This window comes from Arthrobacter sp. Z4-13, assembly GCF_054792705.1.
On sequence record NZ_CP096459.1, the window covers coordinates 4,171,359 to 4,191,258 of the forward strand.

Sequence of the window (19,900 nt, forward strand, 5' to 3'; positions counted from 1 at the left end):
CTAATCCTTCGCTTGCAGTGCCAGGTTGGCCGGGTTGGCAGCGTTGTCTGCGGGGGCGGCGGCTTCGTCCGAAAGGCGTCCATCAGGCAGCAGTAACGCTGCAATGAAGCCCAGGATGTAGATGCCGGCCAGTGCAAGGAAAACGGGAGAAAACACGTCGTGGTAAATCGACGCGATCTCGGCCTGCAAGGCGGAGTCTGCGGCGTGGACCAGGGCCGGCGTGAGGGTGTCGGAATCAAGCCCGGTTGGCAGGAGCGCTGCGACCCCGAACCCCACCACACCACCCACTACGGCTGAGCCGATGGTGGATCCGATTTGGCCGCTAAGCCCGGCGGTTGCGGTTGCGGTGCCGAGTTCACTGCGTGGTGCAGCACTTTGCACGATGGCAATGGCGAGGCTCATGAACGCTCCCGTGCCGAGGCCGACGAACGCCATGATCAACGCCGGGACCCACAGCGGCGCACCCTCCGGAAGCACGGACATAGCCCCGAGTCCCAGGGCTCCCATCACCGTACCGACGATCGGAAATACACGGTAGCGGCCCGTCCTCGAAGCGAGCCAACCCGTCACAAGATTGCCCACCAACATTCCAAGCACGGTTGCGATGGGAACCAGCCCTGAGATGGTGGCACTCACGCCATATGCCATCTGGAAGTACGTTGGCAGGTACGCCGTAGCTGAGATGAGTCCGGCACCCATGACTGCTGATAGTCCCACACCTGCACTGAAAGTGCGGTTGCGAAACAGGTGAACCGGGATGATGGGGTTCTGCTGGCCACGCTCGACGGCGACAAGACCGGCTAACGCTGCTAGGCCTGCTCCAACGGCGACCCATGCTGACGAGTTGCCTGAGCTGAACCAAGCAACTGCCAGCACCACCGCCACGAGGACAGCTGTGAGCAGGAGCGCTCCAACGACGTCGAACCGTCGTTTGCCCGCTGGGTCGATGTGGGGAACGGCAATGACCGCCAGGAGAAGCGCGGCCAGCCCCACCGGAACGTTGATCCAAAACACCCAAGGCCACCCCCAGTGGTCTGTGATCAGACCCCCGAGGAGCGGCCCGATCAGAATCGCCACCGGAAATGCTGCGCCGATGAGTGATAAATATTGGGGACGTTGCCTTGGGGTTGTTACCTCGGCAACGATCGTCTGCGACATCAGCTGGAGACCCGCGGCGCTCATGCCCTGGAGGACTCTCGCAACGACAAGCTGCGTCATGTCATGGGCGAGTCCACAAACGAAGGAAGCGGCAACAAAGCCGACCAGCGCAACGAGGAAGACCATCCGTGGACCGACTCGATCGCCCAGCCCCCCGAGGACCGGAAGCAGGACAGTACTTGCCAGCGTGTAGCCGACCACAACCCAGCTCATGTGCTGGAGGGCTCTAAGTTCCCCGGCAACAGTGGCCAATGACGTCGAAACGATGGTGTGGTCCAGTGCTCCAAGGAACGACACCGCCAGGAGCGCTGCCATGAGGAGCCGGAGACGTGTGGGAGAAATCGGGGCCGTGCTGCTGCGGCGGGCTACGGTCACGGCGTCCCGGCGATCTCGGCCTCCAGGCGATGAAGAAGTGCATGCTGCCGGCGCACCTGTTCAATGGAACGGTAAGGCAACCTATCGCCTTCGTACTCGCTGGACAGGTAACCCGACCATTCGCTGTCCTTCAAGGTTTGAAGGATCTCGCGCCAAGGTATCTGGCCGTCGACGAGGTTCTCGTCGACGTCGAAGAACTTGGCTTGGATGAACGATACGTAGGGGAGGACATCCACTAGGTCCGACATGGGAACGGCAAGGGGTTTACGCCATCCTTCTTCCTGGGCTTCTTCGCTGAGGCCGTCGTGCTTGGCGGTGGTGATTGCCCTTTGGAAGATGCCGGTGTCGATGAGCAGGCGGAAGTTCTTTGATCCGGTTCGCTCGATGAAGGCGATGTACTCGTCCACCACCGGGTGCTTGATGGGAGTGGGCGCATGGATTTCCGGGCAAATGATGAGATCCAGCTCGGCTGCGAGATCGAGGTTGCGCTCGATCACTTCCTCCCAGATCGGATGGGGACGCAGGTCCATGGACACTACACCGATCTTCGGGCGGATTGAGGTGAATCCGAGGCGATGGGCCAGACGAAGATCACGAGCCAGCATCCCGGCGCCCTCATCGGCGGTGAGGTCGCGGTCACGCCACATGCTCGAGTCGATCCACGACCCGTAGTTGGTGGGCTCCAGCTGGTATTTTTCGAGCAACCCGTACCATTGGTCAATCCATGCGGTGGACGGTTCCGGATAGTTGGGCACGTGACCTTCACCCAGGATCTCAATCCCGGTGGCGCCGATGTCAGCTATTTGTGCCATGGCGTCTTCGAGGGTGAGGACGGTGTTGATGTCACCGGTGTAGCTGTAGAGGGAGACGCCGTACTTGAGGTTGCTCATGCGAGGACCGTGACCTTTCGCTGGGACGTGAAAATGGACGGTTGAAATTCAGCCGGAATGTAGGGTGCGTGCAGCGCAATATCAACGCGAACATCATGGACACCTACGGCCAGGCCGCCTGCGAGCGGCACCATGACGGTGGCCACTTCATCGAGCTGCCAGCGGACATCGGTGGACTGGCGCAGTTCCTGGATGCTGAAGGTGCGTCCCTGGAGTGTCCAGCGCGGTACTTCCCGGCTCCATTCCTGACCGTCCACGGTGACAGCCACCCCGTCGATGAGGCTTCCCCAGACGCCTCGGTAGTTGGGCATGCGCAGGGCTATCTCGAAGCCGATAATGTCGGTTCCTTCCTGGACGTTGCGAAAGCCCCGGCTTTGGATCAGTTCTCGTTCGAGGACCATGTTTTCCTCACTTCTCTGTGGACGTGGAGTTGATTGATTCGGCGATGTGGCGTGCACCGGCGACGGCCAGGGCCACCCCGGTCAACGTGGGGTTGCAGGCTGTAGGAGTGGGAATGACACCGTTCCCGGCAACGAACAACCCTCTGACGTCCCACACCTGTCCGGTGGGATCGCACACAGCGGTGCCGTCGTTGGATGTCCCCATCCGCAGGGTGCCTTGGTAGTGGAGGGAGGCTCCGGCATGAAAGGTGAGCGGTTCATCGCCCAGTGGTTCTCCCAAGGACCGGGCAGCGGCAACCACCGATTGGCGTGCTGCGGACAGTGTCTGCTCGTCACGTTCGGTGAAGGTGTAGTGGATGTTCATTGCCGGCAGCCCATAGGCATCCGTGGTGTCTTCGGAGAAGACAACGCGGTCCGACGCTTGAAGGTCTTTGGCGCAGAACCACCCCAGCCCCACGATCGAACCAGGGATGACGTCCCCTGAAATGGGCACGGGCGACGCGTCGAGTTGCATGACCTGTCCATGAAAGGGCTGCTCATCAGTGAAGGGCACCCAGCTCACACCGCTTTGGGCGGTGATGGTGGTGTCGTGTGACGAGGCAGCGGGTACATCATCCACGACGCCGGTCAACCGGACAGCGTGGACAATCTGAGGCTGGTCGTTCAGGTACCGGCCGAGTGCTTCGGGGCGGATACCGGAGGCGAAGAGCAGCTGCGGACCGCGGAGGGCATCGGCGGCAACTACGACGTACCGGGCAGCAATTTCATGCTCGTCTCCCGTCTTGTCGTCGCGAACCCGCAGACCGCTGACCTGATCTCCGTCGGTCAGCACCCGCACAACCACGCTTTCGTCGAACAAACGGGCCTGCGGGTTGTTCCGTGTTTCATCGCCGAACACCACGTCAGCTCCGGACCAAATGAACCTGCCGTCGTCAGTGCGGCGTACGGCCAGCGGCATGGGCTGCACGCGGCGGTCAGGGGCGCGGCCGGCGTCAATGGCTGAGGCCAGCCGTGAACGGACGAGGTCTGCCAGGGGAGCGTCAGCCAAGGCCTCCGCGCTCACGGAGAGGAGACGTTCTGCCTCGGTCAGGAGTTCGTCCATGTTCGGAAGGAAGGCAATTCGCTCGCTCGCGCCTGGACGTGGGCATGCGCCGGTCCAGTGCGCCGCCATTCCGCCAACATTGCTGGAGAATGCAAGACCCGGCAGTCCAGCCTCGCCGGGCTGCTGCCAGCCGTCATCGAGGAGGAAGGTGCCGGGCCGCACAGGGCGTGCGACGTCGCGTGCGTACTCTGCGAGGTTCCCGCCGGTTGTCAGGGCGCTCACTCTTCCCTCCGAACGGCGCTGGGCAACTTCGCGGTCCTGCACACTTGCGATGTTTTTCACGTGGGATCCGGGCGGATCACTGATGGTGGGTCCGGCCTCAAAGATGGCAATGCTCGACTGGGGGCTGAGCTCGGAGAGTATCCGTGCATAAGTGGCGCCGGCGGGGCCACTGCCGATGATTGCGACGTCGACGCCGGCCGGATAAGGGCGCGCTGAAGGTACTGCTGTGGTGGTCATGCTGTTCTCCAGGAGTCTGTAGAAGGGAGGGCTTCACGCCCTGGTGTTTGCTCAGCGGGCAGCTGTCGACAGTGCAGGTTGAGCGTCAAGAAAAAGTCGTCGTTCCCGGCGCCGCTCGGCTTGCCGGGCCGGGTTGGCGATGGGGGAGACCAGGAGGAGGGCCTTCGTGTAGGCATGGTGCGGCTTGGCAATAACCTGTTCCGTGATGCCGGTCTCCACGATTTCTCCGCGTCGCATCACTGCCACGCGCTCGCTGATGTGCCGCACCACATCCAGATCGTGGGTCACAAACAGGAGCGAAACCCCGGTCTGCTCTTGTATGTCGGAGAAAAGTTGAAGAACCCGTGCCTGGGTGGACAGGTCCAGTGCGCTGACGGGCTCATCACACACAATGAGCTTGGGATTCCTGCACAGGGACCGGGCAATGGCGATGCGTTGCCGCTGGCCGCCCGAGAACTCGCGCGGATAGCGGGTACTCGCGTTGGAGGGCAAATTCACTACATCGAGGAGTTCCCGAACCCGCCGTTGAGCATCAGTCCGGGAGGTGCCGGATACCTGCATGGGCTCCGACAAAATGTCGCTGATGGTCATTGACGGATTCAATGAGGTATAAGGATCCTGAAACACCACCTGAATGTCGCTGCTCAGTGCCCGGCGTTCCTTCTTACTGAGCTTGGTGATTGACCTGCCGTCGAAACGGATGTCGCCGCCGGTCACGGGCGCGAGCCCGAGCACGGCACGGCCGATGGTTGACTTACCAGATCCGGACTCGCCTACGAGTCCCAGGGTTTCCCCGGGGTTGATGTCCAGGCTCACGCCTTTCAACGCCCGGAATGTCCGTTTTCTGCCGAACCCGCCCACCCTGTAGTCGACCGTCAGGTCCGTGATCCGCAGGAGGGGCTCAGCTTCGGGCAGCGTCTGGCTAAGGAAAGTCATCGTGCACCTTCTATCTCGGTGGTCAGGCCTGGGGCGAGGGGATGGCCGGTTAGTGCCTTTGACGTTGAATCGAGCGCAGAGTCCAAGAGGAGCCGCGTGTACTCTTCCTGGGGGTTGTTGAACAGCTCAGTCACGGCAGCTACCTCCACAATTTCTCCATTGCGCATCACGGCCACTTGATCGCACAGATCCGCGACGACGCCGAAGTTGTGGGTCACCAGGACCACACCCATGCCGCGTTCTGCCTGAAGGCTGCGAATCAGGTCCAGCACGTCGGCCTGCACAGTAACGTCCAGGGCGGTGGTGGGTTCGTCGGCAATGAGCAGTTCAGGATTGCAGGAAACGGCTCCGGCAATGAGCACGCGCTGCGCCATTCCGCCTGAGACTTGATGCGGGTAGGACTTGAAGACCCGCTCCGGATCAGGAATGCCTACGCGGGCTAGCAGTTTGATGGCTTCATCTTTTGCAGCCTTCGCTGAGATTCCCAAATGGTGTTGCATTGGCTCGGTGAGTTGGAACCCGATGCGGAAGGCGGGATCGAGGTTACTCATGGGCTCCTGGGGGATGTACCCGATCCGGGCGCCACGTAGGCGATTGCGCTCCTTTCGAGTCATCCCCAGCAGATCCGCTCCGGCGAAACTCAACGTCCCCGCACTCATCTCGGCTTGACCGGGCAAGAGTCCCAGGACCGAGAAGGCAGTTTGTGATTTACCGGAGCCTGATTCTCCCACCAGGCCAAGGATCTGGCCGCGCTCCACCTTCAAGGAAATGCCTTTGACGACGCCGGACTTCTCACCGTTGGGGCGGGGGTAGGAAACCCGGAGATCGTCGATGACCAGGAGTGCGTCGCCAGGATCCACAGGCGCTTTCTTCATTGGCCGTGCAGGTTCAGGAGTTGTACTGGCATGCTTTGCAGCTTTTACTTTCCTGGCGGGGCCGGCAGACGATCCGTAGTTCGCCAAAGCGTCGCGGAAGCCGTTTCCTACCAAGGTGCAGGCCATGACCGTCAACACCAGGGCAACGCTTGGCCAGAGGAGCAGCCAGGGAGCGTTGAAGATGTTCTGCGATGCGTCATTGAGCATCAGGCCCCAACTGGCCTTGTCAGAGGAGCCAAGGCCAAGGAAGGCGATGCCTGCTTCGATTCCTATGCCGGCGCCTGCCAACAATGCCGCCTGGATGATGGTGGGCGTGATGACTACCGGAAGGATGTGACGAACCATGATGCGGATATCGCTCAAGCCGGAGACCCGGGCTGCGTCCACGTACAACTCTTCGCGCACGGCCCGGACCGAGCCGCGGATGAGAAGAAACACCGAGGGGGCGATCAGTATGCCGAATACCACCAGCGCAAGTGAGGTGCTGCGTCCTACACGGGCCAGCACTACAAGGAGCACAACGATTGCCGGCAGCGATAGCAGGGCGCCGCTGATCCACATGCTGACACCGTCGATCCACCCTTGGCGGTAACCCGCCAAGAGTCCGGTGGGTACTCCAATCAGCAAACTCACAGCGATAACGATCGCGGCACTTGAAAGGCTGGTCTGGGCGCCGTAGACGAGGTTTGCCAGTACGTCGCGGCCCACGCCATCAGCTCCCAAAGGATGCTCGGGGGTGAAAGGCGGTGCCAGGACATCGGCGAGGCGGGTGGCCGTGGGATCGTAGGAAGAGATCAATGGTGCGAGGATCGCCACGATCACCAGCAAGGCGAGGAACACCAACGAGATCACTGCTGCGGGTTCACGAAGGAACTTCTTGAACAGTTTGTCGCCTTGGGGTGCGGAGCTAACCACTTCCAGCGACTTGCGGGTGCCGGTGACGAGGTTATCGGTCATGAGACACGAACTTTCGGATTGATCCAGCCTTGTGCCAGATCGACGAGGAGATTGACGACGACGACGAGCACCACTGTGACCAGGACGATCCCGAGCACAACGGGCAGGTCGCCACGGCCGGCAGAGTTGTTGGCCTGGGTGCCGATCCCGGGGATGTTGAAAACTTTCTCAATGATCACCGAACTGGAGATGGCCACGATGAACATCAGAGAAACCGTGGTGAGGCTCGGGCCTGCGGCGCTGCGTAAAGCATGCTTCACCACGACGCTTCGCTCGGGGAGGCCACGGCTGCGCAGTGTCCGGACAAAGTCCTGCTGCATAACATCGATCATTGATCCCCGGACCTGCAGGGCAATGGAAGCTAAAGAACCTAAAGCCAACGCAATGACCGGGAGTGTGATGGAGGCGAGCCACTTGCCGGGAGAGTCGGTGAAGGCAGTGAACCCGGTAGCCGGGAGCAAGCGAAGTTGGACAGCGAAAACCAAGGCCAGGACCAGGGCCACCAGGAAACCGGGAATTGCCTGAACCAGGGTGGACACCACCTGGAGACCGCGATCAAGTCGTCCCCGGCGTAAAGCAGCTGTTACCCCGATCAGGGTTCCGAAACAGGCAGCGAGGACCAGTGATCCGATCACCATGGAAAGGGTGGGCGGGAGTGTTTGGGAGAGTAATTCTCCTACCGGCTGGTTGGTGAACCAGGACCGGCCCAAATCTCCACGTACGGCTGATCCGAGCCACTGGAAGTATTGCGTGATCAACGGTTCATCGAGGCCCAGTTGTTGGCGCTTGGCCTCCACCTGTTCGGCCGAAGCCACTGGTCCCAGAACCTGACGGACAGGGTCTTGCCCCGTGAGGTTCAGGAGGAAGAACGTTGCTGTGGAAATAACGAACATGAGCACCAGTCCTGAGGCCAGGCGGCGAAGGATAAACATCAGCACGGCAGCTCCTTGGGCTTCGGGAAGATGACGGATGGGCAGGGGGAGGCCGGCCCGGATGGACCGGCCACCCATGTACTACTGCGTGGGAGTAAGGCCCCAGAGCGGCGGCATAGTGGAATAACGCTGCGGCGTAACCGTGATTTCGGCGCTGCTCGCGAAGACGTTGTCAGACTGGATGTAGGGCGCAAACCAGGCTTGGTCCACCACATAGGTGTTCAGTTGACGGAACGTTTCGGTTTGGGCCTCACCGGTTTCGCCTTGGGCCTTGTTGATCAGATCGGCCACAGTGGGATCGGAGACGCGGAACGGGTTCCAGAGTGACTCGGGAGTGAGTGCGATCTGGGCGAAATCCCATGGGCGCGGGCTGTTGAGCCCGAAAATCGCTGCGGGATACTTTCCTGCCAACAGATCCGAGATGAAAGTCTGGCCGTTGACTGGCTGGTACTGCGGTGTGATGCCGATAGCCGTCAACGCTTCAGTCACAGCCGCTTGCTGGTCCGGATAGACGGGTGATACGTCCGGCATTGGCAGGGTGAAGCCGTTTGCGTAACCGGCGTCCGCGAGAAGCTTCTTCGCGCCGTCCACATCGAAGGGGTACTTCTTGTCCAGCTCCGGCATGTAAGCGTCACTGGTGGAACTGAAGACCTGGCTGGTGGCCTTTCCCTTACCGCCGAAGACTTGCGCGTGGATGGCATCGCGATCCAGTGCCATGTTGATCGCCTGGCGAACCTTGGCGTCGGCGAGCGCAGGGACGAGGGAACCCTTGCGGTCGAACAAGTACAGGCCGCTGGTGGTGTAGGCGGGGCTGGCCTGGATGTTCAGGCCAGCAGATTTGAGGCTGTTTGAATCCTTATCGGTCACCACTGCGAAGTGTGTTTCACCGGCCCGCAGAGCGTTGAGGATAGCGTTGTTGTCGTTGAAGACGGTGACTTCCAAAGTGTCGAACGGGAAGTCCTTGGCGTTCCAGTAGTCCGGATTTCTGGTGTAGGCGTACTTGATGCCGGTCTGGGACTTTGCGGCATCCAGGATATAAGGGCCGGAACCTATGGGCGTGGTGTCCAGCTCCGGGGTTCCCAAGGCCTTCGGGCTGGCTAGGACACCGGCGGTTCCGCCCAGATTCGGCACGAGCGATGGGTCCGGAGCGGAGAGCGTGACCGTGAGGTTGGTGGCGTCGGTGACGGTGACATCCTGGATGAAGCGCAGCTGTCCGCCGGCTTCGCCTGTACCCTTGCGGGCCGAATCCAGATTGGCTTTGACTGCAGTCGCATCCAGGGGCGTACCATCGGTGAATTTAACGCCTTCCCTGATGGTGAGGGACAGCTTCGTGCGGGTGTCATCGTAGGACCATTTGGTCACGATGTTCTCAGCCGGTTCTCCCTCATTGGTGTTCCGGAAGAGGGAGTCGTACACGGGCTGCAGGAACATCGTGGTGGGGCCAGTACCGAAGTTGCCCGGCGAGAAGGACTCGGGCGGGGCAATGGCTGCCAGGTCCAATTCAGTGGGGGCGGTGGAACCGCCAGGGGAGGAGCCGGTGCAGGCGGTAAGCGCCAGGACGGCTGTGACGGCGGCAATGCCGACTAGTTTGCGCATGTTTCTCCTAGACAAGGCGTCGAAAGCTCAGCTTCGAGTGATCCGACTGTTCTCCGGCGACAACGCTACGGAGATCGACAGGTATTGCGGTGAGTGGTGGCTGAAATGCCGTAAAAAGGCGCCTTGCTTCACAGGGAATCCCGCGGATTCCTTGTATGCGTTACCGGCGCAGGGCCAACGGATGCAGAGGGTGTGCTCCATGTGGTCTCCCTCGCCATCGAGGTCAATGTTGCTGGTTGAGGGCTTTGTGGCGCCTGTTACAACGATAATCCGGTGACCGGAAGAAGTCAACAACTTCTTCCGGAGTTCGGAATATTAGGCAGAAAGCCCTTCCCTGCCCTGGTTGAGAGGTTGCGTCAGCCGCTCCAGGAGCCCGGGCAGGTTGTCTTTGGAGAAGAGCTCGCCAAGAACAAGCTGGGCGGCACCTACGACGCCGCCTACCTGCTCGTCGATGGCGGATAACTCCACTATCAGGTCTGGTGCGCCCGTGGAGGGCAGCCGTTCCAGGACTGCTTGCTGTATGGGCTTGAGCACGATGTCCTTGGCCCGGGCAATGCCACCGCCAACAACCAGCATGTGAGGAGCGAAGAAACTGACCAGGGTTGCCAGGCTGCTTCCAAGGAGTGCCGCTGTTCGGTTGAGTAGCTCCTTCGCAGCGGCATCTTCGTGCTCAGCGGCCAGCGTCACGTCATAGGCGCGAACACGTCCGGTCTCCTTAAGGACTTGCGCGAGGTAGGGGCTGCGTCCCGTTTCGGCCAACATTAAGCCGTCCCGCTCAATCGCCCATCCGCTGGTGACTGCCTCAAGGCAGCCTGTGCGCCCGCACCTGCAGGCAACTACTCCGGCCTCGGGAACGGCCACATGGCCAATAGAGCCTGCCAGGCCGTGGGAGCCCCGGTAGAGCCTGCCATCGGTGATGAGGGCAGCTCCAACTCCGGCGCCGGCGCCGAAATAGAGCAGGTGCTTTGCCTTGGCAGCCCGCGGATTGCTCTCTATTTCAGCCAGCGCCAGAAGATTGACTCGATTGTCCACCCATGCTGGAACCGGCCAGCGCGCCGCGAACTCTTCCCGTACGGGGTAGTCCTCCCAGCCCGGCATGACCGGTACGCCAACGGGAGTGCCGGTATCGAAATTGACCGGACCGGAGAGTCCCACGCCGATCCCCAGCAGGTTGTTGCCGCTTTGCTCCCTGATGACGTCGTCGATGATCGCATTGACCTGGCTCAGGATCCGCGCCGGCCCTTCGCCGATCTCGCATAGCTCCCGGTGGCGGGTGCCCAGCAGGGCGCCGGCCAGATCGGAAGCGCTGACCACCATTTCATTGGACGCAATATCCACGCCTATGACGTAGCCGGCCTGGGCATTGAGTGACAACAGCTTGGCGGTGCGCCCGCCCGTAGAGGGAGCGCGGCCGGGGGAGTGGATAAGCCCGATCTGTTCGAGTTCTGCAACCCGCTCGGCAACAACACTGCGCCCCAGCCCTACCTGATCGGTCAGGCTTGCCTGCGTAATGCCGTCCTGCCAACGGATTGTCTCCAGCACTGATGCCAGTCCGGTGTACCGCTCTATGGCCATTGATTTTCCCTCCAAGCGCCTTCAGCACCTTGATGGGACCCGCGGCAACAGCCCGATCGCGCTTGACGTCAATGGCCGGCGGTCAGGGTGCTTTTTGGGTCACTATCCGCAACTTTAGCTTGCGCTTAACAGGTCCAGTCTATAACTTTTTCCGGTAAGCGGATAAACTCTATGAAACCCATCACACAAGGAGGCCGCATGCGGCGATCTGTCAGGACCACAGAAGACGGTGTCCAGTACCGCGACTTGAACGGAAACGGAGTGCTGGATCCGTACGAAGATCCACGGCTGGATGCAGCCACGCGCGCCAAGGATCTCCTGACACGCCTCTCGGTCGAAGAAAAAACAGGGCTCCTCTTCAACACGGTGATGGTTGTGGGTGAGGTGGCGGATCACGACTCAGCGAGTCCGTTCGGGCCGGAGTCTCCGCGTGACTTTGTGGTGGGCAGGTCCATCAACCATTTCAACATTGGCCAAGTCCCGTCCGCCCAGCACATGGCGCGTTGGCAGAATGCCATGCAGGAGCTCGCAGAGCTCACCCCACACGGGATCCCCATTACTTTTGCCACCGATCCCCGCCATGGCTTTGCGCAAAATGACGGTATGGCCTTTGCCGCGGGCTCGTTTTCGCAGTGGCCCGAACCTATGGGCTTTGCCGCCCTCGGCGATCCCGCTGTCATGAGCGAGTTCGCGGAGACGGCCAGGCGGGAGTATGTGGCCGTGGGTCTTCGTGCAGCTCTCCACCCGCAGATTGACCTGGCATCTGAACCGCGCTGGGCACGCCAACTGCAGAGCTTCAGTTCAAACTCCGCGGTGACCTCGGAGTACGGTGCGCTGCTCATCGCAGGTCTACAGGGCGGGACGCTGTCGTCCTCGAGCGTAGCCTGTACCGCCAAGCACTTCCCGGGCGGAGGCGCCCAGGAAGACGGGGAGGACCCACACTTCCCGTCAGGCAAAGCTCAGATCTACCCCGGCGGCAACTTTGCCGAACACCTGGCGCCGTTCCGTGCAGCGATCGCCGCCGGCACGAGCGCGATCATGCCCTACTACTCACTAGCGAAAGGCCTCGTGATTGATGGCATCGACGTGGAGGAGGTGGGCTTCTCGTACAACAAATACCTGATCACGTCACTTCTTCGAGAACAGCTCGGCTTCGAGGGTGTTGTCTTAAGCGACTGGCAGCTTGTCACTGACCTTGAGGTCTTTGGCCTGCCCTTTCCCGCCAAGGCGTGGGGTGTGGAGCACCTCAGCCCACGTGACCGGGTGCAGAAACTATTCGACGCCGGCGTAGAGCAGCTTGGTGGCGAATCCTGCACGGAGTTGGTACTTGAGCTGCTGGCCAGCGGCAAGTTGTCCCCGGAGAGAGTGGATGCATCGGCGCTGAGAATCCTCCGGGTTAAATTCGAGCTGGGGCTCTTCGACAATCCTTACGTTGACGCGGATGCGGTCAACGAGGTGGTGGGATCCGAGCCGTTCCGCAAAGCCGGACACCGCGCCCAGGCCGAATCCGTTACCGTCCTCAAGAACGAAGGGTTGCTGCCCCTGGCACCCGGTACCCGCGTATATGTCGAAGGTGTGGACCCGGCCGTTGTTACCGATCAGGTGATCCTCGTTTCGGATGTGGCGGAGGCTGATGTAGCGCTGGTACGCCTGGCAGCGCCCTACGAACCACGCAACGAGTACTTCCTGGACGCCATGACGCATCAGGGCAGCCTCGACTTCCCGGACGAAGAGATCGCAAGGGTACGAGCACTTGCAGCAGAACTCCCCGTGATCCTGGACGTCTACCTCGAACGGGCAGCAATCCTGACCCCCTTTGACACCATTGCCACTGCCATCACCGCAAACTTTGGCGCATCCGATGCTGCACTGCTGGATGCTTTGACTGCTGCGATTCCACCCAAGGGCCGGTTGCCGATCGAGCTGCCTCGCTCCATGGCCGCCGTCGAAGCTTCACATCCTGACGTCCCCAACGACACCCTAAATCCGCTCTACCCGTACGGCGCCGGCCTCAGCCTGCCATCAACTTCCCGGAGCGAGTCCGGGATACTTACGTGAACGGGATGACCGGAAAACAACTATCGAGCGAAGTTCTCTGGAGTGAGTTCGTTGACCCCCCGGATTCGGCGCGACCTCGCGCGTGGTGGCACTGGATGGACGGCAATGTGGACCTCGAGGGCATTCGCGCGGACCTTCGCTGGCTCCATTCCGTGGGCGTCCGAGGCGTTCAATCCTTCGACGGGGCGCTGGGTAACCCACTTGTGGTGGAAAAGGCTGTGATTCCCGGCAGCGAGCAGTGGCGCGAAGCTGTCACCGTTGCCGCGTCGACGGCCCACGGCTTCGGCCTGGACTTCACCGTTGCCACTTCTGCCGGGTGGAGCGCCGCAGGAGCCCCGTGGGTTGATAAGGCCGATGCCATGCGCAAGCTGGTGTGGTCGCAGACCGTGGTGGAAGGCGGCGAGCTGGTTCAACTCAACAGACTCCCGGACGTCGCAGGGCCGTACCAGGACATCCCCAGGTGGGGAGTCGAGCCGAACGAAGGCTCGGGAGATGCCAAAGACCTCTTTGCCTTGGCCATCCCGTTCCACAGCACCCACGACGCTTTGGAGCCTGCGTTCGTCCGGACTTCCGACTCGCCTGCGGAAGCGGTCACCGCTAACCATGCCATCGCCGTCGAAGGTTTCCGGCTGGCCCGCGACCCGGACGACCACTCGGTGGCCTGGATCGAACAGGCCTTTGCCACCCCCGTGACCGTGCGTTCCTGTGTCATCGAGCTCCCCGGCCCTCACGGCTTCGGTGCGGCTCCGCCCGCCACCGCCACCCTGCAGGTCCAGAATGACGACGGCGGTTACGTCACCGTCTGCACGTTGCCGGCGACACAATGCCCCTCGCGGACCATGTCTTTTCCCGCCGTTACCGGGACGCATTTCCGGTTGCGGCTGCAGGCCGACGGGATATCGACGGTTCTGGCGGCGTTCGAGAAAGGGGTGGTGCCCCCGCCGGTTTTTCGGCCGCTCAGCGAGTTCACCATCAAAAGATTCGCCCTCTACGAGTCCGGCATGCCCGCCCACCGGGAGGCGAAGAGTGGTTTCGCCACCGCGCCCGACTACGACCACCTTGATACAGACCCGAAGGCGGCATTCGCTGTAGTTCCGCTGGCCGAAATCCTGAACGTCAGCGGACACCTCTTCCAGGGAAGGCTCACGAGCCCGCTTCCTGAAGGGACCTGGAGAATCGTTCGCTTCGGAGCCTCCCTTACCGGACAGACCAACGGCCCCGCACTCCCGGAAGCCACAGGACTCGAGGTGGACAAACTTGATAGCGAAAGAGTCCGGCGCTACATCTCAACGCACCTGGCGCAGTTCGGCGATGCACCGATCGACGGCCTGCTCAGCGACAGCATTGAGGCCGGACTGCAGAACATCACGGATCACCTCGATGCCGGTTTCCGCCGTCTTCGCGGCTACGACATGATCCCGTGGATGCTCACCACAGCCGGGTTCCTGGTGGAGGACGCACGTTCCAGCGACCTCTTTCTCTCTGACTTCCGGCGGACGCTCGCTGAAGTCTTCGCGGAGTCCTACTACGGCACACTGTCCGAAGAAGCACATAAGCGTGGCGCGATCTACTACGCGGAAGCCCTTGAAGACCGCAGGCCACAGCTAGGCGACGATCTGGCCATGCGCTCGCACGCAGATGTCCCCATGGGGGCCATGTGGACCTTCAGCTCTGAAGCGGGCCCCGCGCCTACCTACGTCGCGGACCTCAAAGGCGCCTCATCGGTGGCACACGTCTACGGACGCAGCCACACCGGCGCTGAAGCCTTTACCTCAGGACGGAACCCCTGGAGTGATTCGCCGAAGTCTTTGAAGCATGTGGCTGACCTCCAACTGGCACTCGGTGTGACCCGCTTCTGCATGCATACGTCCCCACACCAACCCACCCAGGTACCACCACCCGGCATCGCCCTGGCGCCCTCACTCGGGCAATCCTTTACCCGCAACGAAACCTGGGCGTCCGCTGCCAAGCCTTGGGTGGACTATTTGGCCCGGTGCTCGCACCTTCTTTCTCTTGGCCGGCCAGCGGTGGATATCGCCTACTTCATAGGCGAGGAAGCCCCCGTCACCGCGCTTTTCGGGAATACTTGCAACCACGACGCTCCTGTTGACTACGACTACGACTACATCGGACCGGATGCACTCCGTAACGTCTTGAATGTCCAGGCGGGCGAACTGCAGGCAGGTTCATCCCGCTACAGGCTTCTTTACCTTGGCGGTGCCAGCAACAGGATGAGCACAAGAGCCCTCGAAGCGATCCTGCGATTGGTGGAGCAGGGCGCGACCGTCGTTGGCGAACGCCCGGGGGCTAAGCGCTCCTTGTCGGACGAGGACTCCGAGCACGAGCGTTTGTGCAACCTCATTTGGGACAGCTCGAACAGCGGCAAGGTTTTCGCCACCACAGATCTGGCTTCCGTGCTTAGGGAACATTTCCCACCACGCATGATGGTGGGTGACTCCAGGGTGCGGCGGATCGCTCGCTGGGTGGACGGCGATCAACCTCTGCTTTTCATCGCCAACCCTGTCAACGAAGAGCTGCGCACCACCGTGACGATGCCAAACGTGGATGGCAGATTGGTTGCCTGGGACCCGGTAACACTAAGTCAATGGGCCCTCAAGGGCGCCTATGGCGGAGACGGCTACGACGTGCGGCTACCCCCCTATGGTTCGCTCTTCATTCTCAAAGGCGAAGCGGATCCACGCCCCGAAAAGGAGTGGGTTACCGAGGCCGCGGGAGAATGGAGCCTCACCATTCCCGGCTCCGACCCGATACAGCTAACGCAAGCCGCCTATTGGACCGACCCCGGACTCTGGGCGGAGCACTTCTCCGGCACGGCCACTTACGTGGTGGAGTTCCAGCTCGACGGCCCCCACCTCCCGCAGGCAGTCCAGTTCGCCGATGTTGCTGATGTAGCGCACATCAAAATCAATGCAGAAGAGGCAGGGATTCTCTGGACTGCTCCCTACAGGGTGTCCACCAACGCGCTGAGGCCCGGGACGAACCGGATCGAAATCAGCGTCACAAATCCGTGGCGCAACCGGCTGATTGCTGAAGCCCGCAGCAACACCGGGACGCTCTACCCACCTATGACGACCGTGTTCAACCATGAAGCCGAAATCCTGCCGGCAGGCCTACTGGGCCCGTTGGGCTTGGTCTACAAGCACCACCCGTAATTTCCACTAGTGAAAAGACTGGATGAATGACATACCAAACAACGCCTCCCGCCGTGAGCCTGGAAGGCCAACGCCGGGCCGACCTCGGCGATGGAACCTACCTGAGGGCCCGGTGTTCGCCGGGGACCACCCGGACCCGGCCATCCTCCGCGACGGCGATGACTACTACGTGACCTTCTCCTCCTTCGAGTCCACGCCAGGGCTCATTATCTGGCATTCACGGGACCTGCTGAACTGGCAACCGCTCGGGCCGGCTCTACCCACACCCATCGGCTGCGTCTTTGCGGTGGACATGTGCAAGGTGGACGGCCGGTACTTCATCTACATACCGATCATTCCCACCGCTGTCTCCCCGGACCCAACTGCGCCTGTGTTGACGTATGTCATCCATGCCGAGGACATGGCAGGACCTTGGAGCGAGCCGATTAACCTGGGCATCGAAGGGCATATCGATCCGGGGCACGTGGTGGGAGAGGACGGCAACCGCTATCTGTTCCTGAGCGGAGTCAGCCGTGTCCGGCTCACCGACGACGGACTGGCTACGAACGGACCCGTGGAGCACGTCTACGACGGCTGGCGCTACCCCGACGACTGGGTGGTTGAAGCCTACGCGCTGGAAGGGCCCAAGTTGACCCGCCGCGGGGAATGGTTCTACCTCACGACCGCGGTGGGCGGGACATCAGGCCCACCAACCGGGCACATGGTCACGGTCGCCCGCTCCCGCTCAGTGCACGGCCCGTGGGAGGACTGCCCCCGCAACCCCATCATCAGGACTTGGGACGCCCTCGAACCATGGTGGAGCAAGGGCCATGCCACCTTGTTCGAGGGTCCGAACGGTCAATGGTGGAGCATCTACCACGGCTACGAAAACGGGTTCGCTACTCTCGGTCGGCAAACGCTGTTGGAACCCATCGAATGGGACGAGGAAGGATGGCCAAGAGCAGGCGGGGGAGATCTTTCGGCGGCACTGCCGGCACCCCTGCCCGTCGCTTCGCGGGCAGCCGATCAGAGCCATGGCTCGCCGTTGTCCGATGATTTTTCCACCGTGCGCTTTGGAACCCAATGGTCATTCCATGCCCCGTCCAAGGACGAGTATCTTCGGGCATCCTTTGACGGTGGCCTGGTTCTGCAAGCCCGTGGATCAGGCCCGTCAGACAGCTCGGCGTTGACATGTATCGTGGGCGACCGGCGCTATGAGATCACGGTGGAGATGGAAGCCAGTGATGGCGCGCAGGGCGGCCTGCTGCTCTTCTACAGCGACCGCCTGTTCTGCGGCATGGGCCACGACGGCGGCAGCATGACCAGCTACCGTGCCGGCAGGGCTATTCCGTACTGGCGTGAACCTGCTCCTGCGGCCCGGACCATGCATCTGCGAATAGTCAACGACAACCACATCGTCACCCAGTACTACAGCCTGGACGGGACGGACTGGACCAGGCACGGATTGCGTTTCAACGTGGAGGGTTACAACACAAATACGGCCGACGAACTCCTCAGCCTGCGCCCGGCACTTTTCGCAGCCGGGACAGGGGAGGTGCGGTTCAGGAACTTCACTTACCGCGCCTTTTAGGCTGGGCTACACCAAGGCCAGCAGCATCCAACGCATCCCCCGTCCGCAACGTAGGTGCTGTAGTCAGGACCGCAAGCCATGAGGCTCCAGGTCATTAATGGCTAGGCTATGAGCGTGAAGAACCTGGACCTGAACCTGCTGCCCCAACTTCAGGTCCTCCTGGAACTGCGCAACATCTCCCGGGCGGCGGAGCGGCTCCAGCTCAGCCAGCCGGCCACCAGCGCGGCTATGGCCAGGCTCCGGCGCCATTTCGACGACGAGCTCCTGGTCCGGAACGGCCGCACGTATGACCTCACGCCCTTTGCGCAGTCGTTGGTCCCGCTGGTTGATGAAGCCATGCTTCACATCCAGCGGGCGACCCGCGTGCGGTCCGGGTTCGACGCCGCCACCAGCGAGCGGGAGTTCATTATCGCCGCTTCGGATTACGCTGCGGCGCTGATAGTGGGGCCGCTGCGGGGGATTCTGCGGGAAGAAGCGCCGGGTGTCTCCGTGGACTTCGTTCCCACCGCCGGTTCCGGGTTTCAGGGCCAGATGGGCGATTACTCCAAGATCGACCTGCTGGTGGGGCCCACGGGGTACCAGATGCAGGGAGCCAGCAAGCAGCTCTTCCGCGACAGTTTTGTGGCCGTTGCCGACGCCGGCAACCCGCTGCTCGAGCAGCCCCGCCTGACCCTCGAAGACCTGAGCGCGGTGCCGCACGCCGTCGGCTATTTCGGTGAGGGGATAAGCACCCCGGCAGACAAGCTGTTCGAGTCCCGGGGTATCCAGCGCCGGGTTGCGGCCGTGGTGGCCGGCTTCCTGTCCCTGCCGCTCCTGGTCGAAGGGACGGACCTTGTGGCACTCGTCCCGCGGATGCTGGCCGGACGGGCGCAGCGCGGCGCGGACATCGCGGTCCTGGAGTTCTCCGGCGGGACCGAAACGTCACTGGTGGAGGCCATGTACTGGCACCCGTCCCAGGCGGAGGACCCGGCGAGCGTGTGGCTGCGGTCAGTGGTCCAGCGCTCCTGCGCCCGGCTCCACGAGCTCTTTCCCGTCAACGCGCATCCGGTGGCTATCCACGCGGCGGATACCCCGTAAACCCGCGGCTGTGCCAGCCGCCGGCAGGGGCGTTCCTGCCTAATACTTCCTCTCGTGACCGGGCCGTTTCGCAGACGTAGAATCGTGCTCAACGCGAGCTGGCAGCGTACGCAGATAACCCCCAGGAGGACTGTCATGAGCCATGTAACCACCAGCCCTGAGGCGGCAGCCGCCGCGCAGACCCTGTTCCGGGTCGGTCTCGGAGGCGTGCTCATCGCCCACGGATCCCAAAAACTTTTCGGCTGGTTCGGCGGGGGAGGCGTTGAAGGCACCAGCAAGGGCATGCACGCCATGGGGTTCCGGCCCGCAAAACCCAGTGCCGTGTTGGCGGGCGTAGGCGAAGCAGGAGCGGGGCTTGCCCTGGCACTGGGGCTCGCCACCCCTGCCGCCGGCGCCGCCGCTGCAACCACCATGGGCGTCGCGGCCAGCGTCCACGCCCCGAACGGTTTCTTCGCCACTGAGGGCGGTCTCGAGTACCCGGCGGTGCTGGGCCTGGCGGCAGCAGCCTTCACTATTGGCGGTTCCGGGCCCTTCTCCCTGGATGCTCTCACAGGTCATGTCCTGGACCGGCCCTGGATGCGGATCACCGCCTTAGCCGTGATCCCCACAGCCATCGCAATCCAGATTTTCCGTCGGCGGCAGGCTCTGGCCAGCGACACCGTTGCGCCGGCCGCAGGCGCTGCTGATGGATGAAAGCTGTACCTATCCACGCGGCGGATACCACCTAGGCCGAAAGGGCCATTCCCCGTCAGTCCCATCCCTGCGA

14 protein-coding genes are annotated in these 19,900 nt (G+C 62.1%); 5 read left to right on the forward strand and 9 right to left on the reverse strand.

Annotation, left to right across the window (positions count from 1 at the left end; translation table 11 throughout):
* The 9 genes from M1E07_RS21120 to M1E07_RS21160 form a co-directional block, all read right to left on the reverse strand.
* A complete protein-coding gene (locus M1E07_RS21120) occupies positions 1-1,473 on the reverse strand; it encodes an MDR family MFS transporter (RefSeq protein WP_461188547.1) in 1,473 nt (490 codons plus the stop codon).
* Positions 1,474-1,529: 56 nt separating this feature from the next.
* Positions 1,530-2,423 carry a sugar phosphate isomerase/epimerase family protein gene (locus tag M1E07_RS21125; protein ID WP_461188548.1) on the reverse strand — a complete coding sequence of 298 codons (894 nt, stop codon included), beginning with the start codon at positions 2,421-2,423 and terminating at the stop codon, positions 1,530-1,532.
* The gene (locus tag M1E07_RS21130; protein WP_461188549.1) at positions 2,420-2,824 is read right to left on the reverse strand and encodes a C-glycoside deglycosidase beta subunit domain-containing protein; all 405 of its coding nucleotides are present in this window, start codon (positions 2,822-2,824) and stop codon (positions 2,420-2,422) included. The genes M1E07_RS21125 and M1E07_RS21130 overlap by 4 nt, the downstream gene beginning before the upstream one ends.
* 7 nt (positions 2,825-2,831) lie before the next feature.
* On the reverse strand, positions 2,832-4,385 hold the full coding sequence (locus M1E07_RS21135; RefSeq protein ID WP_461188550.1) for a GMC oxidoreductase: 1,554 nt from the start codon (positions 4,383-4,385) through the stop codon (positions 2,832-2,834).
* A 51-nt stretch (positions 4,386-4,436) separates the two neighbouring features.
* Positions 4,437-5,321 carry an ATP-binding cassette domain-containing protein gene (locus M1E07_RS21140; RefSeq protein ID WP_461188551.1) on the reverse strand — a complete coding sequence of 295 codons (885 nt, stop codon included), beginning with the start codon at positions 5,319-5,321 and terminating at the stop codon, positions 4,437-4,439.
* The gene (locus M1E07_RS21145) at positions 5,318-7,153 is read right to left on the reverse strand and encodes a dipeptide/oligopeptide/nickel ABC transporter permease/ATP-binding protein (protein ID WP_461188552.1); all 1,836 of its coding nucleotides are present in this window, start codon (positions 7,151-7,153) and stop codon (positions 5,318-5,320) included. The genes M1E07_RS21140 and M1E07_RS21145 overlap by 4 nt, the downstream gene beginning before the upstream one ends.
* Positions 7,150-8,085, reverse strand: a complete 936-nt coding sequence (locus tag M1E07_RS21150; RefSeq protein ID WP_461190458.1) for an ABC transporter permease — start codon at positions 8,083-8,085, stop codon at positions 7,150-7,152. Before M1E07_RS21150 ends, M1E07_RS21145 begins: the two co-directional genes overlap by 4 nt.
* 81 nt (positions 8,086-8,166) lie before the next feature.
* On the reverse strand, positions 8,167-9,681 hold the full coding sequence (locus M1E07_RS21155) for an ABC transporter substrate-binding protein (RefSeq protein ID WP_461188553.1): 1,515 nt from the start codon (positions 9,679-9,681) through the stop codon (positions 8,167-8,169).
* A gap of 315 nt (positions 9,682-9,996) precedes the next feature.
* Positions 9,997-11,256 carry an ROK family transcriptional regulator gene (locus M1E07_RS21160; RefSeq protein WP_461188554.1) on the reverse strand — a complete coding sequence of 420 codons (1,260 nt, stop codon included), beginning with the start codon at positions 11,254-11,256 and terminating at the stop codon, positions 9,997-9,999.
* A gap of 198 nt (positions 11,257-11,454) precedes the next feature.
* Here M1E07_RS21160 and M1E07_RS21165 point away from each other — a divergent pair, with 198 nt between their 5' ends.
* From M1E07_RS21165 to M1E07_RS21185, 5 genes are all read left to right on the forward strand, one after another.
* A complete protein-coding gene (locus M1E07_RS21165; RefSeq protein ID WP_461188555.1) occupies positions 11,455-13,314 on the forward strand; it encodes a glycoside hydrolase family 3 protein in 1,860 nt (619 codons plus the stop codon).
* Positions 13,315-13,319: 5 nt separating this feature from the next.
* Complete coding sequence (locus M1E07_RS21170) at positions 13,320-16,487, forward strand: glycosyl hydrolase (RefSeq protein WP_461190459.1); 3,168 nt, start codon at positions 13,320-13,322, stop codon at positions 16,485-16,487.
* A gap of 22 nt (positions 16,488-16,509) precedes the next feature.
* On the forward strand, positions 16,510-18,057 hold the full coding sequence (locus M1E07_RS21175; RefSeq protein ID WP_461188556.1) for a family 43 glycosylhydrolase: 1,548 nt from the start codon (positions 16,510-16,512) through the stop codon (positions 18,055-18,057).
* A gap of 114 nt (positions 18,058-18,171) precedes the next feature.
* Positions 18,172-19,134 carry a LysR family transcriptional regulator gene (locus tag M1E07_RS21180; RefSeq protein WP_461188557.1) on the forward strand — a complete coding sequence of 321 codons (963 nt, stop codon included), beginning with the start codon at positions 18,172-18,174 and terminating at the stop codon, positions 19,132-19,134.
* Positions 19,135-19,269: 135 nt separating this feature from the next.
* On the forward strand, positions 19,270-19,827 hold the full coding sequence (locus M1E07_RS21185) for a DoxX family protein (protein WP_461188558.1): 558 nt from the start codon (positions 19,270-19,272) through the stop codon (positions 19,825-19,827).
* Positions 19,828-19,900: the final 73 nt, after the last annotated feature.

What these genes read in the sequence shown, in the direction of transcription:
- M1E07_RS21120 (WP_461188547.1), bottom strand. Translation starts at nt 1,473, where the DNA reads ATGGCAGCGCTCCTGGCGGTGTCGTTCCTTGGAGCACTGGACCACACC.
- M1E07_RS21125 (WP_461188548.1), bottom strand. Translation starts at nt 2,423, where the DNA reads ATGAGCAACCTCAAGTACGGCGTCTCCCTCTACAGCTACACCGGTGAC.
- M1E07_RS21130 (WP_461188549.1), bottom strand. Translation starts at nt 2,824, where the DNA reads ATGGTCCTCGAACGAGAACTGATCCAAAGCCGGGGCTTTCGCAACGTC.
- M1E07_RS21135 (WP_461188550.1), bottom strand. Translation starts at nt 4,385, where the DNA reads ATGACCACCACAGCAGTACCTTCAGCGCGCCCTTATCCGGCCGGCGTC.
- M1E07_RS21140 (WP_461188551.1), bottom strand. Translation starts at nt 5,321, where the DNA reads ATGACTTTCCTTAGCCAGACGCTGCCCGAAGCTGAGCCCCTCCTGCGG.
- M1E07_RS21145 (WP_461188552.1), bottom strand. Translation starts at nt 7,153, where the DNA reads ATGACCGATAACCTCGTCACCGGCACCCGCAAGTCGCTGGAAGTGGTT.
- M1E07_RS21150 (WP_461190458.1), bottom strand. Translation starts at nt 8,085, where the DNA reads ATGTTTATCCTTCGCCGCCTGGCCTCAGGACTGGTGCTCATGTTCGTT.
- M1E07_RS21155 (WP_461188553.1), bottom strand. Translation starts at nt 9,681, where the DNA reads ATGCGCAAACTAGTCGGCATTGCCGCCGTCACAGCCGTCCTGGCGCTT.
- M1E07_RS21160 (WP_461188554.1), bottom strand. Translation starts at nt 11,256, where the DNA reads ATGGCCATAGAGCGGTACACCGGACTGGCATCAGTGCTGGAGACAATC.
- M1E07_RS21165 (WP_461188555.1), top strand. Translation starts at nt 11,455, where the DNA reads ATGCGGCGATCTGTCAGGACCACAGAAGACGGTGTCCAGTACCGCGAC.
- M1E07_RS21170 (WP_461190459.1), top strand. Translation starts at nt 13,320, where the DNA reads ATGACCGGAAAACAACTATCGAGCGAAGTTCTCTGGAGTGAGTTCGTT.
- M1E07_RS21175 (WP_461188556.1), top strand. Translation starts at nt 16,510, where the DNA reads ATGAATGACATACCAAACAACGCCTCCCGCCGTGAGCCTGGAAGGCCA.
- M1E07_RS21185 (WP_461188558.1), top strand. Translation starts at nt 19,270, where the DNA reads ATGAGCCATGTAACCACCAGCCCTGAGGCGGCAGCCGCCGCGCAGACC.